This is a genomic window from Leptolyngbya sp. 'hensonii' (genome assembly GCF_001939115.1).
Taxonomy (GTDB): Bacteria; Cyanobacteriota; Cyanobacteriia.
Map to the genome: position 1 here is coordinate 17,584 of NZ_MQTZ01000006.1, position 22,295 is coordinate 39,878.

At 53.0% G+C, this 22,295-nt stretch carries 15 protein-coding genes; 5 read left to right on the forward strand and 10 right to left on the reverse strand.

Translation table 11 applies throughout. The features are described 5' to 3' along the window. The first annotated feature begins 43 nt into the window (after positions 1 to 43). Positions 44 to 682: a GTP cyclohydrolase I FolE gene (gene folE / locus BST81_RS02895; RefSeq protein WP_075597048.1), complete on the forward strand. Its 639-nt coding sequence runs from the start codon at positions 44 to 46 to the stop codon at positions 680 to 682. Positions 683 to 852: 170 nt separating this feature from the next. On the opposite strand, the gene BST81_RS02900 is transcribed toward folE, so the two are convergent. Together BST81_RS02900 and BST81_RS02905 are read right to left on the reverse strand one after the other, a co-directional pair. Then, positions 853 to 1,557 (reverse strand): GTP-binding protein, encoded by a 705-nt coding sequence (locus BST81_RS02900; RefSeq protein ID WP_216351188.1) that lies wholly within the window; start codon positions 1,555 to 1,557, stop codon positions 853 to 855. Positions 1,558 to 1,607: 50 nt separating this feature from the next. Further along, positions 1,608 to 2,000, reverse strand: a complete 393-nt coding sequence (locus BST81_RS02905) for an SCO5389 family protein (RefSeq protein WP_075597050.1) — start codon at positions 1,998 to 2,000, stop codon at positions 1,608 to 1,610. Between the two features lie 88 nt (positions 2,001 to 2,088). Here BST81_RS02905 and BST81_RS02910 point away from each other — a divergent pair, with 88 nt between their 5' ends. After that, a complete protein-coding gene (locus tag BST81_RS02910; RefSeq protein ID WP_075597051.1) occupies positions 2,089 to 3,333 on the forward strand; it encodes a SidA/IucD/PvdA family monooxygenase in 1,245 nt (414 codons plus the stop codon). A 374-nt stretch (positions 3,334 to 3,707) separates the two neighbouring features. After that, positions 3,708 to 7,193 carry an AAA-like domain-containing protein gene (locus tag BST81_RS02915; RefSeq protein ID WP_075597052.1) on the forward strand — a complete coding sequence of 1,162 codons (3,486 nt, stop codon included), beginning with the start codon at positions 3,708 to 3,710 and terminating at the stop codon, positions 7,191 to 7,193. A gap of 67 nt (positions 7,194 to 7,260) precedes the next feature. Here BST81_RS02915 and BST81_RS02920 read toward each other — a convergent pair whose 3' ends face one another. Further along, positions 7,261 to 8,136: a hypothetical protein gene (locus BST81_RS02920; RefSeq protein WP_216351189.1), complete on the reverse strand. Its 876-nt coding sequence runs from the start codon at positions 8,134 to 8,136 to the stop codon at positions 7,261 to 7,263. Positions 8,137 to 8,421: 285 nt separating this feature from the next. On the opposite strand from BST81_RS02920, the gene BST81_RS02925 reads away from it, so the two are divergent. After that, complete coding sequence (locus tag BST81_RS02925; RefSeq protein ID WP_075597054.1) at positions 8,422 to 11,910, forward strand: AAA-like domain-containing protein; 3,489 nt, start codon at positions 8,422 to 8,424, stop codon at positions 11,908 to 11,910. A 10-nt stretch (positions 11,911 to 11,920) separates the two neighbouring features. Here the strand turns inward: BST81_RS02925 and BST81_RS02930 are convergent, their stop codons facing one another. From BST81_RS02930 to psbA, 5 genes are all read right to left on the reverse strand, one after another. After that, the gene (locus tag BST81_RS02930; protein WP_075597055.1) at positions 11,921 to 14,023 is read right to left on the reverse strand and encodes an AAA-like domain-containing protein; all 2,103 of its coding nucleotides are present in this window, start codon (positions 14,021 to 14,023) and stop codon (positions 11,921 to 11,923) included. A 655-nt stretch (positions 14,024 to 14,678) separates the two neighbouring features. Next, positions 14,679 to 16,307 (reverse strand): SMP-30/gluconolactonase/LRE family protein, encoded by a 1,629-nt coding sequence (locus BST81_RS26910; protein WP_083636621.1) that lies wholly within the window; start codon positions 16,305 to 16,307, stop codon positions 14,679 to 14,681. A 47-nt stretch (positions 16,308 to 16,354) separates the two neighbouring features. Beyond that, positions 16,355 to 16,873 carry a heme-binding protein gene (locus BST81_RS02940; RefSeq protein ID WP_143780195.1) on the reverse strand — a complete coding sequence of 173 codons (519 nt, stop codon included), beginning with the start codon at positions 16,871 to 16,873 and terminating at the stop codon, positions 16,355 to 16,357. Between the two features lie 71 nt (positions 16,874 to 16,944). After that, positions 16,945 to 17,892: a spondin domain-containing protein gene (locus tag BST81_RS02945; protein ID WP_075597056.1), complete on the reverse strand. Its 948-nt coding sequence runs from the start codon at positions 17,890 to 17,892 to the stop codon at positions 16,945 to 16,947. A gap of 424 nt (positions 17,893 to 18,316) precedes the next feature. After that, a complete protein-coding gene (gene psbA / locus BST81_RS02955) occupies positions 18,317 to 19,399 on the reverse strand; it encodes a photosystem II q(b) protein (RefSeq protein WP_075597058.1) in 1,083 nt (360 codons plus the stop codon). Positions 19,400 to 19,648: 249 nt separating this feature from the next. On the opposite strand from psbA, the gene BST81_RS02960 reads away from it, so the two are divergent. Beyond that, positions 19,649 to 19,885 (forward strand): hypothetical protein, encoded by a 237-nt coding sequence (locus BST81_RS02960; protein ID WP_075597059.1) that lies wholly within the window; start codon positions 19,649 to 19,651, stop codon positions 19,883 to 19,885. A gap of 46 nt (positions 19,886 to 19,931) precedes the next feature. Here BST81_RS02960 and BST81_RS02965 read toward each other — a convergent pair whose 3' ends face one another. Both BST81_RS02965 and pyk read right to left on the reverse strand, forming a co-directional pair. Next, positions 19,932 to 20,627 carry a 2,3-bisphosphoglycerate-dependent phosphoglycerate mutase gene (locus tag BST81_RS02965; RefSeq protein ID WP_075597060.1) on the reverse strand — a complete coding sequence of 232 codons (696 nt, stop codon included), beginning with the start codon at positions 20,625 to 20,627 and terminating at the stop codon, positions 19,932 to 19,934. 6 nt (positions 20,628 to 20,633) lie between these two features. Next, a complete protein-coding gene (gene pyk / locus BST81_RS02970) occupies positions 20,634 to 22,061 on the reverse strand; it encodes a pyruvate kinase (RefSeq protein WP_075597061.1) in 1,428 nt (475 codons plus the stop codon). Positions 22,062 to 22,295 lie beyond the last annotated feature (234 nt).

Sequence of the window (22,295 nt, forward strand, 5' to 3'; positions counted from 1 at the left end):
ACCCCTCATCCTGACGACTGATGTTCCTAACCCAATTCCACTCATGACACTATCCTTTTCTCCTGACGATATCCGTAAGCAATCAGTGATTACAGAATCAAAGCCAGTCGTTTCTGAAGCAGAGATGCAGCAAGCGGTTCGCACACTCCTGTTGGGTATGGGTGAAGACCCCGATCGCGAAGGGTTGCGCGACACTCCCAAACGAGTGGTTAAAGCGCTCAAATTCCTCACCTCCGGCTATCACCAATCCCTGGATGAATTGCTCAATGGAGCCGTATTCCACGAGGATGCCAATGAAATGGTATTGGTACGAGACATTGACCTGTTTAGCTCCTGCGAACACCACATTCTGCCCATTTTGGGACGTGCCCACGTCGCTTATATTCCCAATGGCAAAGTCATTGGCTTATCTAAGATTGCCCGTATTTGCGAAATGTATGCCCGTCGTCTGCAAGTCCAGGAACGCCTGACGCAACAGATCGCCGATGCCCTGCAAGGCTTACTCAAACCTCAAGGGGTTGCTGTTGTGGTGGAAGCGACCCATATGTGTATGGTGATGCGGGGTGTGCAAAAACCTGGTTCCTGGACGGTAACTAGCTCCATGCAGGGTGTGTTTGCTGACGATGCCAGGACCCGTCAGGAATTTATGGAATTGATTCGTCATCGTCCATCGTTTCATTAAGTCGTAAATGGGGGAGTAGGGAGTGGGGAATGGGGAATGGGGTTAAATACCTTGATTCCTGCAACTCCCTACTCCCTACTCCCTACTCCCTACTCCCTACTCCCTACTCCCTACTCCCTACTCCCTACCCCTACTCCCTACTCCCTACTCCCTACTCCCTACTCCTACCCCTACTCACGCATCTGTTTCTGGTAATACGCAATCATATGGTCTTCTAAGCAGCACCCTTTAATGGTTTGCGCGATCGCCTCTTGATCCAGTGCTTCACCAACTACCTCAATGCCGCTAAACCGATCGGGTCTGCCATTGCACCAAAGCGGCAAATTCAGTTCAAGATGAGTTGTCTCAGCAGGTCCTGCCACAAAGTCAAAATAGAGCGATCGCCCATCGGCAATATCAAAAATACCTTTGGCGCGTTGAACGGTGCCATACGCCCCATGCGTTAGTTCATACCAAAACGTATTCAGACTTGCGAGATCAAGCACCTGTCCTGACAGCACAGAACGCCAGAGATGGGGCTGTGATGGTGCCAAACCCGGCTCAATACCCGTTACCACAACGTCTGCCCAGCCATGCCATTCTGTGTGTCGAGTTCCTGGCGGCAACACCGCCACTCGCTGGCAGTCTGCCATCTGGTCAGGCAAAATCAGAGAGGTGAGATCAATCTGAAACCCCAATTCAACGTAGACAGCAGAACCGACAAGCGGGTGTGCTAAAAAATCAGTCAACTGCTCGACGGGTAGCACGGTGAGTCCCGCAACCTCCGTTGCCAGGTAGGTTGTGTCGATTGGAGTATTTTCCGCTCCCAGATTCAGATAGACGGCTGTCTCAGCAGCAGAATTGACTTGTTGCCGTATCCAGGTCGTCTTTCCCACGCCGGGTGGACCAGATACTAAAGTGATGTTGAGAGATGGCATTAGAGCTTCTAACAGTCTTGCAGTTCAGGGGTTTGGTTGAGAATTTGATTTCGAATAGACGTAAAGTTGCGGTAGGCATCAGAATTCAGGCGATCGCGCCGAAAGGCAGCCAGGTTGTGACAATTCTGGAATGCCAGCTTTACATTAAAGTGGCGCTCTACCGCCCTCCGAATCGCATCACCACCAACCATGCGAAGTAATTGTCCTCTCGCCTGTTCGCTGGGTGGCGCGACCGCATAGTTCGCCCACTCCTCGCCATCCTGGTGGAGACTATAGGACAGCTTCTCGACGATATTCCAGGCATAGGGCAAAGATTGCCGGATGGTTTCGACAAAGGCTGGCTCATCCACATCGCCTGCTGCGGCCTGTTGAATCAGGACTTCACTGACGTTCAGAGACATTTTTTCTCCTGATGATTTATTTACTGCAAACCATCGTCCTATGATACAACTAAAATGATAATCATTCTCATAAATTGGCCGTTGACTCATGCCGGATGCCCTATTCGCGCTACCAGCCTCCATTGACCTGGCGATCGTCGGAGCAGGTCCCCATGCCCTGACACTGGTGACTCACCTATTGCAAAAGAAAAAATCGATGCGCGGGCGGTTTCTCGTCTTCGATCCCAGGGGCACCTGGATGAGCCAGTGGAATCATCAATTTGCTGCCTTTGAGATTTCTCATCTGCGATCGCCTGCCGTCCATCAACCCGATCCTGACCCTCATGCGCTTCGTACTTTCGCCGAGGCTCGACCTGATGAACTGTTTCCCCCCTATGATTTGCCTGGAACTCGCCTGTTTCAGGACTTTTGCCAGGACGTAATCCGTCGCTGGCAGCTACAGACTTGTGTGTACCCGGCTCAAGTGACACGAATGATGCCATTCAGCCATCATCGGCGTTCCCGGTTTTGTTTGGAGTTATCCAACGGTCAAACACTGATTGCCCGGAGAGTGGTGATGGCAAATGGGGGTAGCATCCCGCAGGTGCCGGAGTGGGTTGAGCAGGTTGTAACTCCGTATCCAAACGATCGCCTCTTGCATTCGGGACGGGTTGATTTGCGAGGGCTACAACTCCAAGGAGAACGAGTGCTGATCATCGGCGGCGGATTAACCAGCGGCCATTTAGCCATTGGTGCGATCGCGCGTGGCGCACAGGTTTTTCTCATGGCCAGAAGAAGGGTGTACGAAAAACTGTTTGATGCTGACCCTGGTTGGCTGGGACCAAAGTATCTCAAGGACTTCTGGGCAGAACCGGATTGGAGCACTCGCTGGCAAATGATCCAGCAGGCAAGAAACGGAGGGTCGATGACTCCTGCAATCCTGACGCAATTACGCCGATTGCAACGGGATGGGAAGATTGTGTTCTATGAGCAGTGCCAGGTGCGTGGAGCGAGATGGAGCGGAGAACACTGGCAGGTTTGTTGTAATAATTCAGCGGTGCATGAGTGTCTTCATAATCAAAAAATCGATCGCATCTGGCTGGCGACGGGTAGCCAGTTGAATGCAACAAAGCACCCGCTGTTGAAAGACGTTTTAGATACTTACCCAATTGAAGTTGTGAAGGGGTTGCCTGTGGTGGATGAGTATCTGCGCTGGCAACGCTGCGAATTATTTATCATGGGTGGTTTGGCTGCATTGCAAGTTGGCCCAACGGCGCGAAATTTATCAGGGGCAAGAGCTGTGAGCGATCGCATTGTTCCCGCTCTAACAAAATCTAGCTTAGCGTTAAGCTAAGAATTGGGCTGCTCGATTGCGGTCCTGATCCTGAAGAACCTAATACCCTTGTTTACTTCGAGACTCTACGGATGGATGACCCATGACCCAATCGATTCCTGCCAAGCCGAAAGCCGCACCCAATGAAGGGAATCGCCATCAACGCCTAATGGAGTTGATGGAAGCAGTTGGTCTATGAAGTCTGTATGCTTCAGGAATTTTAGCAGGTGTTGGGTGAGGGATCCCCACCATAGAATTTTTCAGCGTGATCGCTGGCTTTTGCCCATCACCGGTTGAGTCATAAAACTCAAAATCATTGTCTACTTTGGTGACACAATTGCAGCGGATTGGATTGAGGGCAGGACAATGATAGATAGCACTGCCTGTTTTGCTCCATGATCAAGACTCAACCCATCCTCTACACGACGGGGGGCACCGTGCAGGCCGGAGGGGGAACGTACCTCTCTCGCAAAGCCGATGTCGAACTGCTGCAAGCCTGTCAGCAAGGCATTTTCGCCTATGTCCTCACCTCCCGCCAGATTGGCAAATCCAGCCTGATGACCCGCACGGCAGAGCAATTGCGATCGCAGGGCATCCAGGCCATTGTGATTGATCTGCAGGCGATCGGCGTCAATGTCACTGCTGAGCAATGGTATCTGGGCCTGCTGGTGACGATCGAAGACCAGGTGATGCTGGATACGGATGTGATCAGCTGGTGGAAGAGTAATCAGGACATCGGATTGACCCAGCGATTCACCTGCTTTTTTGAGCAGGTTCTGTTGCAGGAGATTGCAGGCCAGATCGTGATTCTAGTGGACGAAATTGATACCGTTTTGAGTCTGAATTTTACCGATGATTTCTTTGTCGCCATTCGCTACTTTCATGTCAATCGTGCTCAAAATCCAGTTTTCGATCGCCTCTCCTTCGTGCTTCTCGGTGTTGCTACCCCTGGGGACCTGATTCGCGATCCCCAGCGCACCCCCTTTAATATTGGTCAACGCATTCACCTGACGGATTTCACCCTGGAAGAAGCCCGTCCTTTAGCAGCGGGCTTCCAATGGCCGGATGCTGAAGCAGAGCAGGTCCTGAGCTGGATTCTGGATTGGACCGGCGGCCATCCTTACCTGACCCAGCGGCTCTGCGGGGTGCTGGCCGGAAGACAACACACCCATTGGTCAAAACTAGAGATTGACAGGGTTGTGGCCGACTCCTTTTTTGGTAGCAAGAGCCGGGAAGACAACAACCTACAGTTTGTGCGAGATATGTTGACCCATCGTGCGCCAGATGTTGAAGCCATATTGACCACCTATCGAGAGGTGTGGCGAGGCAGGCCAGTGGAAGATGAGGAGCAGTCGATCGTGAAGTCCCACCTGAAGTTATCGGGAGTGGTCAAGCGAGAGGGGCCAACCCTGAAAATGCGGAATCGCATTTATCGTCAGGTCTTCGATAACGCCTGGATTCAGGAGCACCTGCCAGAAACCTGGTGGCAGCGGCTGAAACCGGCCATGCCATTACTGGTGACGATGCTGGTGGCAACCCTGGGCATGGCCGGAGTCACCACCTATGCGTTACACCAGCGCAACCTGGCAGAACAGCGATCGCAGATCAACCAGGTTCAACGGCTGTCAGCGTTGCTGCAGGCAGACCGACAGCAAGGACTGTTCTCGCCCACGACCATTCTGCTGGCGATCGAAGTGCTGCCACGTCTGTCTCAATTGGACTTAGCAACTGGGGATGCTGAGGATGTTTTGCGAGCGGCCCTGTTGGTGACACCGCGATCGGTTGGGTCCCCTGTAATCCATCGGGATGAGGTCGAGGCAGTTGCCTTTAGCCCCGACGGTCAGTATATAGCCACAGCGAGTGATGACAGGACGGCGCGGGTCAGTGAAGCCCTGACGGGTAAAGAGGTGGCGCGGATTACCCATCAGGATGTGGTGTTTGCCGTTGTCTTCAGTCCCGATGGTCGCTATGTCGCCACCGCCAGTCGGGACAAAACGGCCCGCATTAGCGAGACCCTGACGGGTAAAGAGGTGGCGCGGATTACCCATCAGGATGTGGTGTTTGCCGTTGTCTTCAGTCCCGATGGTCGCTATGTCGCCACCGCCAGTGCCGATGGCACTGCTCGCATCAGTGAGACCAAAACCGGCAAACTGGTGGCGCGCGTAATCCACCCCAATGCAGTGACCAGAGCCGTCTTCAGTCCGGATGGCTGTTATCTGGCTACGGTGGGGGAAGGCAAGACGGCCCGCATCAGTGAGGTCGCCACCGGCAAGCTGATCGCTCAGGTTGTCCATCAGGATGTGATTGTTGCTGTTGCCTTCAGTCCGGATAGCCGCTATGTGGCTACGGCTAGTTTTGACAAAACGGCCCGCATCAGTGAGGTCCTGACGGGTAAAGAAATTGCTCCAATTGTCCATCAAGATTGGGTCTATGGGGTCGCCTTCAGTCTCGATGGTCGTTATCTGGCCACCACCAGTGAAGACAAAACGGCCCGCATCAGTGAGACACTGACGGGCAAACAGATCGCTCAGATTGTCCATCAGGATTGGGTCTATGGGGTCGCTTTCAGTCCCAATGGTCCTTATCTGGCCACTGCGGGTGGCGATCGCACCACCCGGATCAGTGAGATCAAAACCGGCAAGCAGGTGGCTCGGATTGTGCATCAAAGCCGGATCTACGGGGTTGCCTTCAGTCCCGATGGCAAATATCTCGCCACTGCGGGTGAAGACAAAACCGCCCGTGTGAGTGAGACTCATCCAGGCAGAGCAGTGGTCCGCATTGACCATCAAAATCGAGTCTATGCGATCGCCTTCAGTCCCGATGGCCGCTATGTGGCTACCGCCAGTCGGGACAAGACCGTCCGCATCAGTGACACCCAGACCGGTAAAGAGATGGCTCGGATTGTTCACCAGGATGCAGTCACAGCCGTTGTCTTTAGCCCTGATGGCCGCTATGTCGCCACTGCTGCTGATATTAGCGATCGGACGGCCCGCATCAGTGACGCCCAGACCGGTAAAGAGATGGCTCGGATTGTTCATCAGGATGCAGTCACATCTGTCGCGTTCAGCCCGGATGGCCGCTATGTGGCTACGGCCAGTTGGGACAAGACGGCCCGCATCAGTGACGCCCAGACTGGTAAAGAGATGGCTCGGATTGTCCATCGGGATGTTGTCTATCGGGTTGCCTTCAGCCCGGATGGGCGGTATATGGCTACCGCTAGTCGAGACAAGACCGCCCGCATCAGTGAGACCCAGACCGGTCGGGAGGTGGCGCGTATTACCCATCAGGATGCCATCTATCGGGTTGCCTTCAGCCCGGATGGGCGGTATGTAGCTACGGCCAGTCGGGACAAGACCGCCCGCATCAGTGAGACCCAGACCGGTCGGAAGGTGGTGCGTATTGCCCATGCAGGCTCGATTATTGCGGTGATCTTCAGTCCCGACGGTCGGTATGTGGCTACAGCTAGTTTTGACAACACAGCCCGCATTAGCGACGCCCTGACGGGTAAAGAAGTGGCTCGCATTACCCATCAGGATATCGTCTATAGGGTCGTCTTCAGTTCCGACAGTCGGTATGTGGCTACGGCTAGTTTTGACAACACAGCCCGCATCAGCGACACCAAAACTGGCAAGCAGGTCGCTCGCATTGCCCATCAGGATCTCGTCTATGGGGTTGTCTTCAGTCCTGATGGCCGTTATCTGGCCACCGCCAGCAAGGATGGCACGGCTCAGATCTCGTTGACCCAGACTAGGGATCTGATTGCGGCAGCCTGCCGCCTGCTGACCAACAATCTGAGCCGATCGGAGTGGCGTGAGTATTTTGGGGATGAACCTTATCGCCCAACTTGCCCCGGCTTGCCGTCTGCAGAAGATACTAAGTGAACGACCCGACGCTGTCTGTGAACAAGGTTACCCTGTATGCATCATCCCCTCCTGGGGACAGAAACTATTAGAGGCCAGCTTCGGTGATTGCCTGAAGCAGCGCCTGCGTCAGCCCTAAGGTTTCTGCCTCACAGGTTAAGTAGCCAAAATCAAGGGTTTGACTTTGTACTTTCAGGATGCCCAAGACATCCCGCCATTGCTTTTCTGACTGACTTTGGGTTCCCCATTGCAATTTGCTGAGGATGATATCTTCGGGGGAAGCCAAATACAGGGTTCCCCGGTTGGGAATTTCGATCGCCCAACGACGGCTAAATTGTGCTTGCTCAAAGCTATTGGTGCCAGCTAGCATCAGGTCAGCACGGGCAATGGTTTCCCGATGGGTAATCCCCAGAGTTTGCAATTGTCCAGAATGGAGATCCTCCACACCAGGAACATAGAATCCTTCATTTTCCAGAGATTGAACCAGTTCATCTAGTCGATCTAGAGAGAGGGAAATCACCATATCTAGATCACGGGTGGTTCTGGGTTCACCATAGGTTGCAGCCGCAACACCTCCAGTGATGTAGTGGGGAATGTCTAGATCGGCAAAAATGGTTTGGAGTTGGATGGCCAAAGCGATCGAGTCTTGAATCCAGGTCATTTCAGTGCCACTGGGGATGAATTCTGGTGGGCAATCATTACCGAGAAACGCTTTAGCGATCGCTTGCGCCAGGGCTGATTCTGAAAGAAAGGGATGGGTTTGGCGCAGCCCCGCTAAGCAAAGCTGTCTGGCTCCCTGGGTCAGGACGGCACTCATCTGGAGGCGATCGGGATTGGATCTCTGCCGCAAAAGGGCAAATTCAAACACATCCGTCTCAATGCTGGTGCTAGCAGCCTGAGGACGATAGCCCAGCTTTACAGAGGATCTGTTTGTTTTGTCTATGATTTGCAGTGGGGTCATCATACGCATCTTGGTCTGGTTGTACAGACTTCATCCTTCTTGCTACTTTTCATGGATTTGGGGTTACCCCCTCATTCCGCCTTGGAATATGAAGTCTGTATGCTTCAGGAATTTTAGCAGGTGTTGGGTGAGGGATCCCCACCATAGAATTTTTCAGCGTGATCGCTGGCTTTTGCCCATCACCGGTTGAGTCATAAAACTCAAAATCATTGTCTACTTTGGTGACACAATTGCAGCGGATTGGATTGAGGGCAGGACAATGATAGATAGCACTGCCTGTTTTGCTCCATGATCAAGACTCAACCCATCCTCTACACGACGGGGGGCACCGTGCAGGCCGGAGGGGGAACGTACCTCTCTCGCAAAGCCGATGTCGAACTGCTGCAAGCCTGTCAGCAAGGCATTTTCGCCTATGTCCTCACCTCCCGCCAGATTGGCAAATCCAGCCTGATGACCCGCACGGCAGAGCAATTGCGATCGCAGGGCATCCAGGCCATTGTGATTGATCTGCAGGCGATCGGGGTGAATGTCACTGCTGAGCAATGGTATCTGGGGCTGCTGGTCGCGATCGAGGAACAGGTGATGCTGGAGACGGATGTCATCCATTGGTGGAAACAGAACCAGGACATCGGCTTCACTCAACGATTGACTAGCTTCTTTGAGCAGATTCTGTTGCAAGAGATTGCAGGCCAGATCGTGATTCTAGTGGATGAAATTGACACGGTATTGAGTCTGAATTTTACGGATGATTTCTTTGTGGCCATTCGCTATTTTCATGCCAGCCGAGCCAGTCAACCTGAGTTCAAGCGGTTATCCTTTGCCCTGTTTGGTGTGGCAACTCCCAGTGATCTCATTCGCGATCCCCAGCGCACTCCGTTCAATATTGGTCAGCGGATTGAATTAACCGATTTCACCTTTGAGGAAGCCTGTCCTCTGGCAAAAGGGCTAAAATTGCCCGCAGCAGAATCAGAACAGGTATTGCGCTGGGTGCTTGACTGGACCGGAGGCCATCCCTACCTGACCCAGCGGTTATGCGCTGCTCTGGTCGATCGTCGCCAGGAGCACTGGTCAAAATCTGAGGTCAGGCGAGTGGTGCAAGAGACATTCCTGGGCAACATGAGCTGTCAAGACAATAATCTCCAGTTTGTGCGGGATATGTTGACGCGACGGGTAATTGATTGTGAAAGTGTGTTGACCACTTATCGAGACATCTGGCGGCAGCGGGTGGTAGTCGATGAGGAGCAGTCGATCGTGAAGTCCCACCTGAAGTTGTCGGGGGTGGTCAAGCGTGAAGGATTCATCCTGAAAGTTCGCAATCAGATTTACCATCAGGTCTTTAATGCCGCCTGGGTGCGGGAGCATTTACCAGAGACCTGGTGGCAGCGGCTGAAACCGGCCATGCCCCTGATTGCCAGTCTGTTTGTCTTTTCCTTGGGCATGACAGGCGTGAGTCTCTATGCCTTTAATCAGCGTAACCAGGTGCGATATCAGTATCGAGTTACCCAGGGTTTGCAACTGTCCTCCCTGGCTCAGGTGCTGCAAAATCAACAGTCTGATATCCGCAGTCTGCTGTTGGCGATCGAGGCATCCCGACGACTCCAGAATTTAGGCTTAAATCCGCAAGAAGCCAGCACAGTTTTGCAAACTGGTTTGCTCCAAATGCCCCGCATCAAAGGTCAGCCGATCGTGCATGCTCAGGCTGTCAACGCTGTGGCTTTCAGTCCGGATGGCAAATATTTGGTGACGGCCAGTGACGACCATACCGCTCGGTTGATTGAGTTTGCCAGCAACAAGACCATGATGACGGTTACCCATAATGGGCCAGTGTTGGCGATCGCCTTCAGTCCCGATGGCAAGTATTTGGCTACGGCCAGTCAGGACCATACGGCTCGTCTGATTGACCTGAGCCGCAATCAGACGGTGCTGACGATTACCCATAATGGGCCAGTGCTGGCGATCGCCTTCAGTCCCGATGGGCAATACCTAGCCACAGCCAGCCAGGATCAGACGGCTCGTTTGATGGCAATCGGGACAACCCAACCTCGATTGATTCTGACTCACAGAGGTGTGGTCAATTCGGTTGCTTTCAGCCCCAATAGTCGGTATCTGGCGACCGGAAGTGACGACCAAACGGCTCGTCTCCTGGACATAACAACAGGCAAAACGGTCACTTCGATTGCCCATGCTAAAAGGGTCAACTCAGTTGTGTTTAGCCCTGACAGCAAAATCCTGGCGACGGCCAGTTGGGATACTAAAGTCCGCTTAATTGATACCAGGACGGGCAAAACTCTGACTGCCATTGCCCATCAAGGGACGGTAAAAACCATCGCTTTCAGCCCTGATGGCAAAACTCTGGCGACAGCCAGTTGGGATACCACAGTGCGACTGGTCAAGATTGCTACAGGTAAAATTCTGTTTTCAACAACCCATGACGGTCGAGCTCATTCCGTAGCCTTTAGCCCAAACGGTCGCTATCTGGCAACAGCCAGTTGGGATGCCACAGCCCGTCTGATTGATCCAACAACCGGTAAAATCCTGGCTATTATTCCCCATGCTGGAACGGTTTTTTCGGTCGCCTTCAGTCCGGATAGTCGCTATCTGGCGACGGCCAGTTATGACCATACAGCTCGTACAGTGGAAACAACTCTTAGCAACGTTCTAATTCCCGTCCTTCACGTCGGAAAAGTTAGACAGGTCGCCTTTAGTCCCGACAGCAGATATCTGGCGACAGCCAGTTGGGACAATACAGCGCGACTGAGCGAAGTTGCGACGGGCAGAACCCTGATCACGATCGCTCATCAGGGGACAGTTAGATGGGTAACCTTTAGCCCCAATGGGAAGTACCTTGCCACCGCCAGTTATGACCACAAAGCCCGACTCCTTGAGGCTCTAACGGGTAAGGTCTTAATGACGATCACCCATCAAGAACGACTGAATCAAGTGGTTTTTAGTCCCAATGGGAAGTACCTCGCCACCGCGAGTTTTGACCATACGGCTCGACTGGTGGAAATTGCAACGGGCAAAACGCTCATGACCATTACTCATCCCGATCGGGTGTATAGTGTTGTTTTCAGCCCAGATAGTCGCTATTTGGCGACAGCCAGTTATGATCACAGGGCTCGACTGGTGGAAATTGCAACGGGTAAAGTCCTGGTCTCTATTTCCCATGCCGATGCAGTTTGGGCAGTGGCTTTCAGCCCTGATAGCAAATATCTGGCAACGGGGAGTTATGACAACACCTCGCAGCTCGTCGAGGTGCCAACAGGCAAGAAAATAGCCTCCATAATCCATTCTGGCCCTATCCTGACAGTGGCTTTCAGTCTGGATGGGAAGTATCTGGCGACAGCCAGTTATGACAATACGGCCCAAGTGATTGAAGTGCCAACAGGCAAGCATCTGATGACCGTGCTCCATGAAAGACGAGTCACTACTGTGACCTTTAGCCCGGATGGGAAGTATCTGGTCACTGGTAGTAATGACAATACAGCCCGTCTAATTGAGATCAGGACAGGCAAGCTGCTGGCCCAGATTCCCCATACGGGGGCCGTGAATATCGTCCGGTTCAGTCCCGATGGCAGGTATCTGGCAACTGGCAGTAATGACAATACGGCCCGTCTCTCCCTAATCAGCACGATCGTCAATTCCCAGGCATTGATCGCTGAAGCCTGTCAGCGGCTTCCCCGGAACCTGACCCGTGCCGAATGGCGCGAATATTTCGGAGATGAGCCTTACCAGCAAACCTGCCCTAATTTGCTGGCCGAACCCTCACAGAAATGAGCCTATTTTCTCAGGCTTCGATCGTCGTTAAGCGATTCTCAAAGTACCGGGCATAGAGCTGACAGCGGGGTTTGATCGTGCTGCCTTCCCGTGAGGTAATCAATCCCGCTCCCCGCAGGCGGAAATACACATCATCATCCTTGCAGGTCTGGGTTTGAATCACCTGCAGCAGTCCCTGCTTCTGTTCGGGTTTGTTGCTAAGTCGGAACAAGTGGTAACGCAGATGATCCCCAAAAGGTCCCTGATCATCCGTGGCTTTGGCAAACAGGTCCGCTACTGCCATCTGCTGACTGGCCAGCAGATACAGGGCCTTCCGCACCAGGTAGGGATGACCCCCCAGGAGCGTGATCAGGTTCTGGATCTGGGCCTTATCCAGGGGGGAACTGTGCCGCTGATTCAGATCGGCAACCTGCTCTGGTGTAAAGTCGGTCAGTTGAATTACCTGTCCCACGTTGAAGGGAGATTGGTTCAGGTTTTCAATCAACTGGTAAGGTTCAGTCGAGGTAACCAGCACCAGATCTAATTGTTTCCAGAGGGGGGTGTTGGCCCGGTTGTTGTGCCAGCTCCGTAACATGCTGAAGAAGTCCGATCGAAAGTCCGTCTCAAACACCCGCTCCACTTCATCCATTGAGAGCACCAGGGGCATACCCAGCGCTTTCAAGAGATACCGGCCCAGATAACGGGTGCAGCGCTGGCTGTTGCCCAGGGGACTACTCCAGTACTCATCCAACCGATCTTCCAGGTCCAACACATCCGTCAACCAGGCACAGAACTGGTAGAAGAAGCGATCGGCCTCTGCCAGGGCTGATTTATCAAACAACTGAAAGTCCAGAAACGCCACGCGCTTGCCGACTTCCACCGCTGCCCCATTGATCCGACTCAGCAGGGAACTCTTCCCCACCTGGCGAGGCCCTTTGATCGTAATCGTCACCCCCTGCTGTTGAATCGTTTCCAGAGCCACCGTGTCACAGTCTCGTGCAACATAAAACCGGGATTGGGGGTCCATCGTCCCGGCAGGAATTTCCAGTACAGGCATATCGGCAAAAGGTTGGGGAATCAGGGAATAGGCGGGAACAGACGGAGAGAGGGCCGGTAGTTTGGAGCAACGAGCCTCAAAGATGCGCCCTTCTAGCAACAGGGTCAATACTTCCTGAATCAGGCGGGGGGACTGCTTCTCGGTGGTCCATTCCCGCTGTTGGATCGGGTCCAGATAGCTGCGCAGGGTGTAGTTGAGGGGGGAGTCGATCGGAAAGTTGATGCGAATCGGCAGAATGACGGGTCTCTTCTGGGCTTCCTGCAGGCGGGTGGCCGATCGCACCTCTGCCATTACCATCTCACTGGTGGCCGCCTGCTCTGACAGCAGCAGCAGAAAATAGTCTGCCTGCTTCAGTTCCAGTTCAATCCGCTGGGGCCAGGATTCCCCCAGATGCAGATCCTTCTGGGCCAGAAATGCCTGATGCCCCTGCTGCTCCAACGCATCATGGAACTGTTGTGCCAGGGTTGCATCCGGTTCCTGGGTGCGATAGCTGATAAAGACCCGTCGGGGATAGGGAATCAGGTAGACTGGCATGGGTTCGCTGACGCCCTTTAAGGTGCGTAGTCCGCCTTCAACGATCGGCAAAGACACCCGACTTTTCACCGAATCGTAGATGGCCTTGGACAGACAAATACCCCCTGGAGGGGCCTCGCTTTGCAGCCGGGAGGTGATATTGACCGCACTCCCCAGCAGATCCTGGTTGATCCGCTCCACATCTCCGGAATGAATCCCAATCCGGTGCAACAGGATCTGCTCTGGTGCAAGCTGGCTGGCTTGCTGGGCCAGGGTCTGCTGAATTTCGCGGGCACAGGCTACGGCCCGTTCCGCACTTTGGAAACAGATCATCAGACCATCCCCGGTGGACTTAACCACACAGCCACCATAGCTCTGACAAATGGAGCGCATCTGGGATTTGTCCCGCTCCATCAGGGTGATGATCTGGTGTTCGTTCAGGGTGTCGCTGGCTGGGGCTGACAGGATGTTGGTGGAAGAGACCACATCTGTAAAGACGATCGCAGCCATACCGCTGGCCCCTTCAGGAATCCAGGTGGGCAGGGTATTTTCGAGTCCATCCATAACATCAAAGATGTCTATTCAGACAGGTGTATAAGTTTAAACCATAGATACAGCCAATTCTATTTTGGTCCCAAATACTGATCTGGAGCGCCTTCTTAAACAAAAAGTTGTCTTCGCAACGGGGCATCAGGTTTTGTCATCCTGCTGCTTCAAGCTTTGCTTCATTGATGGCAGCAACAAGCACACTTCGATCTGCTGGAATTTCTGCCCATTTTTTGCTAATTTTCGCCACTAAGGATCGTGGATTTAATAACTCCGAGATTTTCAGCCCTCACCCCCAACCCCCAACCCCTCCCCCTCTCCCGCCGGGAGAGGGGGCAGGGGGGTGAGGGCAATCAGGAGTTTATCGGTGTTATTTAATTCTCATTCCTAAGTAATCGGGTGAGATTAATTATAAAAATGGGGGTCTGGGAGCATGCCCCCTTCACCCCTACACCTATCCTCGATTTAATTGTGCCGACCTACTTAAGTCGGTAGACCTAATTATTTGTAGGAGGGGTGGAGCGAAGCAAAACCCATGCAGGTGTTGGGCATCAATGTCCTGGTGCGGTTGAATCAGTTTTGCGTGAATGTTTTGCAGATGTTGTAGCAGATTGGTCAGGGGATTGAAGCAGGGTTGACCTAGACGATCGCCCCTGCCAACGTCGCAATGAGGCTAAGGTCGCATCCCTGGAATGTTCAGCCGAATTCGATAGATGCTGGTCTGGGCTGCCAGATAAAGGGTACGACCATCCTCATCCCCCCAAGCTAGATTGTGGGGATGCTCTGGACCCACGATCGTCCCCAGATGTTTGCCTTGGGGCGAGAGAATCCACAACCCGCCGGGACCGGAGACATAGAGGTTGCCCCGCTGATCCACCTTGATGCCATCAATGGCATCCTCGCCCGGTGCCTGGGTCATGTCATAGAAGACTCGTCCCCCAGACAGACTGCAATCCGGATTCACCGCGTACCGCATCACCACCTTGCGTTTTTCATCCCAGTTGCCGACGTACAGGTATTTCTCATCCGGCGAGAGGGCAATCCCATTGGGACCGCTTAACTCGCGGGTCAACAGTTTAAGCTGGCCCTGATGCAGGCAATAGACTCCACTGTAGGGTAATTCCTTGCGGGGGTCTTTAAACACCTGGGGTAGTCCAAATGGGGGGTCGGTGAAGAATAGCGCCCCGTCCGATCGATAGACCAGATCATTCGGACTGTTAAGCCGTTTTCCCTCATACCGATCGGCCAACACCGTCACGATCCCATTCTTCTCCAATCGGGTGACGCGCCGATTACCATGTTCGTTGATGGTGAGTCGTCCTTCCCGATCGAGGGTCAACCCATTCGAACCTGGTTGCTTGTATTCCCCAATATCAACACCGGCATAGCCGCTCTTGGTGCGGAACACCGATACCTGCCCGTCGGTGGACCAGCGGTAGATCGTGTTGGCATTTGGGTCACTGAATAGCAGGTAATTGCCCTCCTTCACCCAGACTGGACCTTCGGTAAACTGGAACCCGCTGGCCAGTTTTTCCAACTTGGCGTTTTTGGGCACGATCGCATCCAGGGCTGGATCTCGCCGGATCACGTTGACATCCTCAACCGTCTGAATTTTCCCAATCACAGCGGGTTTGTAAAAATCTAAGGTGGCTGAACGAATCCAGATGAAATTCTCCGGTGGACTGGAGAGGGGACCATTAGCTCCAAAGATGGCAATCTGGAAGGTTTGTCCGGGCCGAATGTTGCGGCCCAGGAGCAGACGATTGGGTGCATTAAAGCCCCGAATCAAGGAACCGCCACTCTGTCCCAACACCAGGGGCAACTGCCCATTCACCCAGACTTCAGCATAGTCATCCACCACAATTTCAAACACCACATCCGAACCTGTGGGATCAAAGTTGCCAATTTTGGCCGGAATCGTCAGGTTGAGGCGATACCAGTTGAAACAGAGCTTGCCGGTGCAACGACGTTGATCCAACGTATCAGGCTCGATCGCTTCCCAGGTGGAATCATCGAAGTTGGCAGTCCCGGCTTTGGGCGTGATGTCATAGGTTTTGTTCGGGGGACCAGATGGTTTACGATCGGGTCCCACACTGCGGAAATCCACCTCTGTCACTTTGGCATCGCTGTAGCGCCACTGCCCCTTGATCATCTGCACCCCTTCAGGGGTAGCCAGATTAACCACTGCTTCAGGATGAAGGGCAGGCACATTCTCGGTTGTTTGGGCTATGGCAGGACTACTTTGACAAGCAATCACGATCAGTAAACGAATGGCAAAAAACCTCAGAATTTGATGTTTCATAATCTCCTCCATTACAGAAGCAGGAATCAGGGTTAATTGGCTGAGGATTAGAGGGCGTTAGCTCCCGCGATCGCGATCTCCTCATCCTGCTGGGCACTGGCTGCACCACTCACCCCAACCGCACCGATGATCTGTCCTTCCACTTCAATCAACACGCCGCCTTGCAGGGGGGTGAAATCGGGCATGGCTACCAAGGAAATTCGACCATTTTTAATCGCATCCTCAAAAAACTTGGTGGGATGCTTGAAGCGAGCGGCGGTACGGGCTTTGCCAATGGAGACATTGGCAGCAGCCCCAAAGGTGTTATCCAGACGTTCCAGGGCGATCAGGTTGCCCCCTTCATCAACGACGGCGATCGCACCTCCAGGGGCGTTCTTCCGTCTAGCTTCGGCCACCGCCGCCGCAATAATCACCCGTGCACCTTCCAGCGTCAGAGCCTTGCGATTGACCACCCGCCCCTGGGAAGGGGTCGCCACGGGCTGCAGGGAGATCGCCTGAGCCTGCACCGCCGGGGCGATCGTGGACAGAATCAAAACGGTGGCCATGCTGTGAATGAGTCGTTTCATTGCAGTAATTCCTGTAGTTTCAAGGGATCAATATCAATTCATGGGGTTTCGGGGGCATCCCGATGGCTGCCCTATTCGGGGATGATAGTAACCCGCATCACCTGGTTAGTCTGAGCATAAGGAGCTTGAAGCATCACAGCTTGAATAGGGCCATTTTCAGCTACACCGGTATTGGGAGCAGACTGGCGAGGTCCCTGGGTGGGGCCGATTCCGGCTTCCTCATCCACTTCTGTGCCAGCATTCCAGAGCTGCACCTGGGTGGTCACATCCCCCTGAATGGGCTGACCACTGGTATCAAACAGGGCAATCCCAGATTCACGGGGGGCGTAGAACCAGTCGTTGGATTGGCCAAACATGGTGACGAAGAAGAGTTTTTGTCCTGGCGTCGCGGTTACCGTGAACTCAAACACCTGTCCCGGACGAATGCCACCGGCTTTGGTTGCACCTACAGCAGTGTTAAAGACGCCACTGGGCTGGCTGGCAAAGGACTGGGCCAGTTGGGTGGGATTGCCATCTTCCGCGATCGCCTCAATTCCCTGGCCTCGATCCTGCTCTCTAGCCTTAAACAGGGGCGTAGTCTGATTGGAAACCAGCCAAAAGCCGGGAGAAAAATCTAGGGTCCATTTTGTCCCATTGGAAGCAATAAATTCATCTTTGGTTGAGATGTTTTCGATCCGAACTTTGAAGCGAACCAACTTCCCCTGGGATAGGGAGGATTGGGCAGAGTTAGACTCAATTTGCTGCAGAATAGCGTTGTATCGTGTTGAGGATAAGCTATTTTGTGCGAGAATACGCGACCCGAATTGAGTACTAGTTTGATCCCTGGATGCAGAATTTCGTTGGGCTCTAGGAGCATAAATTGCGGCTATAGTGGCAAGATTTTGAGGGATTGTCGTTGTGGGGGCAGAGGGAACTCTGGGGGCGTAGAGGGTTGAGCCTGATTCTGCGGCCTGACCCACAGGGGTCAGCACTGTAGAGAGGAACAGGATCGATAAACTACCTAAAATCACGGGTTTCATAACTCAGTCTCCTGATAGTCAGTGAATAAAATTGATCTGCTGAACTGACTATCAGGATGCTGGAGAAAACTGAGACACCTTTGATGCGATTGTGAGCATTCCCTAAGAATCTGGCAAGAAATTTCCAAATTCATCCAAGCCCATGGTTTGTCGGCTTTCTTGAGCTTGAGCATGGCAGCATAGGGGCACTCGAACACGTCACGGCTCAGGCGTTCAGGCATTGTCTCCAACGGAGAATCGCCACTTTCTCAGGGTGGAAGCTTAACGGAAGCAGTGATCTCGACTGGAGATTATGGCCGGGAGAGTTGCCTTGATTGTATTGGCAGTTTTGGGATATATACCGTTGCAAAAAAAAGCGCCCTTTAGCGGGCGCTCAAGACTTAGCATTCATCAAAGACGCAAAAGGGAGAATCGGAATGGGAGGTTAGCTGGAAATTGTGGGGGCAGAGATTGCGATCGGTTGCCCTTCCCCTGCCGCCAAATCCAGCGGGAAGTTATGGGCGTTGCGCTCATGAATCACCTCAATCCCCAGGTTGGCCCGGTTCAGCATATCGGCCCAAGTGGGAATGGGCTTCCCTTGAGTATCCAGAATAGACTCATTGAAGTTGAACCCATTCAGGTTAAATGACATGGTGCTGATGCCAAGAGAGGCAAACCAGATCCCAATCACAGGCCAGGCAGCCAGGAAAAAGTGCAGCGCCCGGGAGTTATTGAAGGAAGCATATTGGAAGATCAGACGACCGAAGTAACCATGGGCCGCCACAATGTTGTAAGTCTCTTCCTCCTGACCAAATTTGTAGCCATGGTTGGCAGACTCCTCTTCAGTTGTCTCTCGGAGCAGGGAAGACGTAACCAGCGACCCGTGCATAGCAGAGAACAGGGCTCCTCCGAAAACCCCGATCACTCCCATCATGTGAAAGGGATGCATCAGGACATTGTGTTCTGCCGTAAACACAATCATGAAGTTGAAGGTGCCGGAAATCCCCAACATCAGACCGTCGGAAAAACTGCCCTGACCGATCGGGTAAATCAACAAGACTGCCGTCGCAGCCGAAGCAGGCGCGGAAAAGGCAACGGGAATCCAGGGGCGCATGCCCAGACGATAGCTGAGTTCCCACTGACGACCCATGTAAGCATAGACTGCAATCAGGAAGTGGAAAATGATCATCTCGTAGGGGCCACCGTTATAGAGCCACTCATCCAGAGAGGCGGCTTCCCAAATGGGATAGAGGTGCAATCCGATCGCATTGGAAGTCGGTACAACCGTAGCCGTGATGATGTTGTTGCCATACAGGAGGGACCCGGTAACAGGCTCACGGATGCCGTCGATATCGACTGGGGGAGCGGCAATGAAAGCCAGCACAAAGACGATCGTGGCGACCAGTGCGGTCGGAATGAGCAGCACTCCAAACCAGCCAATGTACAGTCGGTTCTCCGTACTGGTAATCCAGTTACAGAAGCGGTCCCACAGACTGTCGCGTCTGCGACGTTCCAAAATAGTGGTCATAAATCAAAAACCGTTATGAATGAAACAAAATGACAAGGAGGTGAATCACCTGCATTGTTATATAACTAAAAAGTTATATCGTTGTCAAGTATCTAGACTCCCATCATGGCGCTTCACAGATCTGTACAGTCCTAACCCTCTCCCTGGGCAAGCCTGCGGGCCATCCCAGGGGGCGATCGAGGACAAGGGATTTTTTATTAATCGTTATATAGCTATATAATTTAAATAAAAAAATCAGTCTCTAAACCCATGGCCATTTCTTTCTTGATTCCTTTAACGATCGCCCTGGCTGCTGCCTATACCCGGTATCAAACCCAGGAGGAAATGGTGGCTGTCTTTGCCACAATCATTGCCCTCATCAACCTGGTTTTAAGTTTTGTCCTGGCCCCCTGGATGGTGCAGGGTCTGATCCTGGTCGGTAGTTTTCTGGGTCTACGCTATTTTTGCTATCGCCACTCCTGCCAGAATGGAACCAGACTCCGTTGAAGTCCAAACCCCTCTTTTCTTTCTCATTCCTGAGTTAGGGTGATGGTCAGTTCAAAATGACTTTATCAGTCACCTGGCCTTCACCATCAATCTCATACACGATGGGAATAGCCGTTCCAAGTTCGACTTTGACAATCTCTTCCTCGGATAGATTTTCCAATTGTTTAATTATGGAGCGGAGGGAGTTGCCATGGGCCGCAATCAGCACATTATCCCCTGTCATTAAGTGCTTCATAATGCGATCGCGAAAGAAAGGAACGGTGCGCTTAACCGTATCAGCAAGACTTTCACCCCCTGGGGGCGCAATATCATAGGAGCGTCGCCAGAGTTGCACCTGTTCCTGGCCAAATTTGGCCACGGTTTCAGCTTTATTTAACCCTTGCAGTTCCCCATAATACCGTTCATCCAGAGCGGGCACTGTGTAAACGGGGAGTTCCTGTGTCGGATCGCCCTTGTACTGATCCCAACCATGCCAATCTGCATCATCGATATCGTGCTTGATGATCGGAATTTTACCGCCGCAAATATCGTCCACTTCCGTCAGGATAATGATGGCAGTTTCAATGGCGCGAAACAGCATACTGGTGAAACAGACCTGGACCCGGTAGTCTTTGAGCTTGCAGGAGGCGATCGTGGCTTCTGCCCGCCCCATTTCGCTCAGGGGCACATCGACCCATCCAGTAAATTTGTTTTCTGCGTTCCAAAGGCTCTGCCCGTGGCGGGTCAAAATCAATTTAGCCATGGTTTGCTATCCCTCAACTGCGATGGTGTGAATTTTGAGGAAGTTTGTGCTACCAGCCTGACCAAACGGAATACCACCCATAACCAGCACTTTATCCCCAGGTGCGGCAAAGTGACGTTGAATTAAATCGGTCTCCATCTGTTTCAACACATCGGTCAGGGGGCCTGAGAAGCTCTGGAGCAAAACTGGTCTGACTCCCCAGTTGAGGCTGAGCCGGTGATAGATTTTGGGATCAGGGGTATAGGCCACGATCGGAGCTTTGGGACGTTCCTCCGAGGCCAGGTGGGCGGTATAACCCGTTTCGGTGAAGGCCACAATACATTGCAGATTCAGGGTGTCATCGATCGCGTGCAATGCTTCACTGATGGCCTCGGCATCATCAATCCGTTTGGGGGGATAGTTGACAAACTGGATTGCAGGTTCCACTTCCGTCGCAATGCGGGCCAGCATTTTGACCGCTTCCACGGGATAATCCCCGACTGCGGATTCCCCAGAGAGCATCACCGCATCGGTGCCGTCCATAATCGCATTGGCCACATCACTGGCTTCGGCGCGGGTGGGGCGGGGATTGTGGATCATGCTGTCCAGCATCTGGGTCGCCGTAATCACCGGAATTCCCTTCTGGTTGCAGAGCTGGATGATCCGCTTTTGAATCAGGGGCACCTTCTCCGGACTCATTTCGACCCCCAAATCCCCACGGGCCACCATGATGGCATCACATTCATCCACGATCGCCTCCAGGTTGGAAATCGCCTGGGGTTTCTCCAGCTTAGCCAGTACAGGGATCTGGGCTCCCTTCTGCTGCAGCAAGGCTTTCAGCATCTGGATATCTTCTGGTTTGCGGACAAAGCTGAGGGAAATGATGTCCACCCCTTGGGCAATCCCAAAGTCCAGGTCGCGCTTATCTTTCTCCGTCATGGAAGGCAGGCGCAGATTCAATGACGGAAAGTTGACCCCCTTGTGGCTTTTGAGGATACCTCCCTCAATCACCCGACAATGGACGGCATTACCATCAATGCGCTCCACCTGGAGTTCCAGGAGACCATCGTCCAGCAGCACCTGGGTGCCTGGTTCTGCTTCTTCGGCCACATGGGGATAATCGATGCCGACGGTGCGTGGTTGTCCGCTGTAGTCCCCGATCGGAACCAGGGTCAGGGTCTCCCCCTCCTGCAGGAGCATCCCCTCTGCAGGCAAATCCCCCACCCGAATCTTCGGTCCCTGCAAGTCTTGCAGGAGCATCAGGGGTAAGTCCAGGTCGGTGGCGGCATTCCGTAACCGTTTGATCCGCTCAGCATGATCCTCATACTTACCGTGGGAGAAGTTGAGCCGTGCCACATTCATACCCGCCAGCAACATCTTCCGGATCATCTCAGGAGAATCACTGGCAGGGCCGATCGTCGCCACAATCTTCGTGCGATGAATGAGTGGTTTCATAATTGGTTGTCATTAGGTTATGAGTCATTTGGTCATTGGTTATGCGTCATTGGTCATTAGTCACTAGTTGCACTCCATGATTCAGTTCAGGTGAACTATCGCGCCTGTTCCTGCATCTATGATTCGGAAGGGCGATGGGATTCAATATTGGGGTATGGGTGAATTATTTTCACAAGCATAGTCATAACCGGATGACTACAAGATTACCAAGATTACTAGGCCAATTTAAGCCAC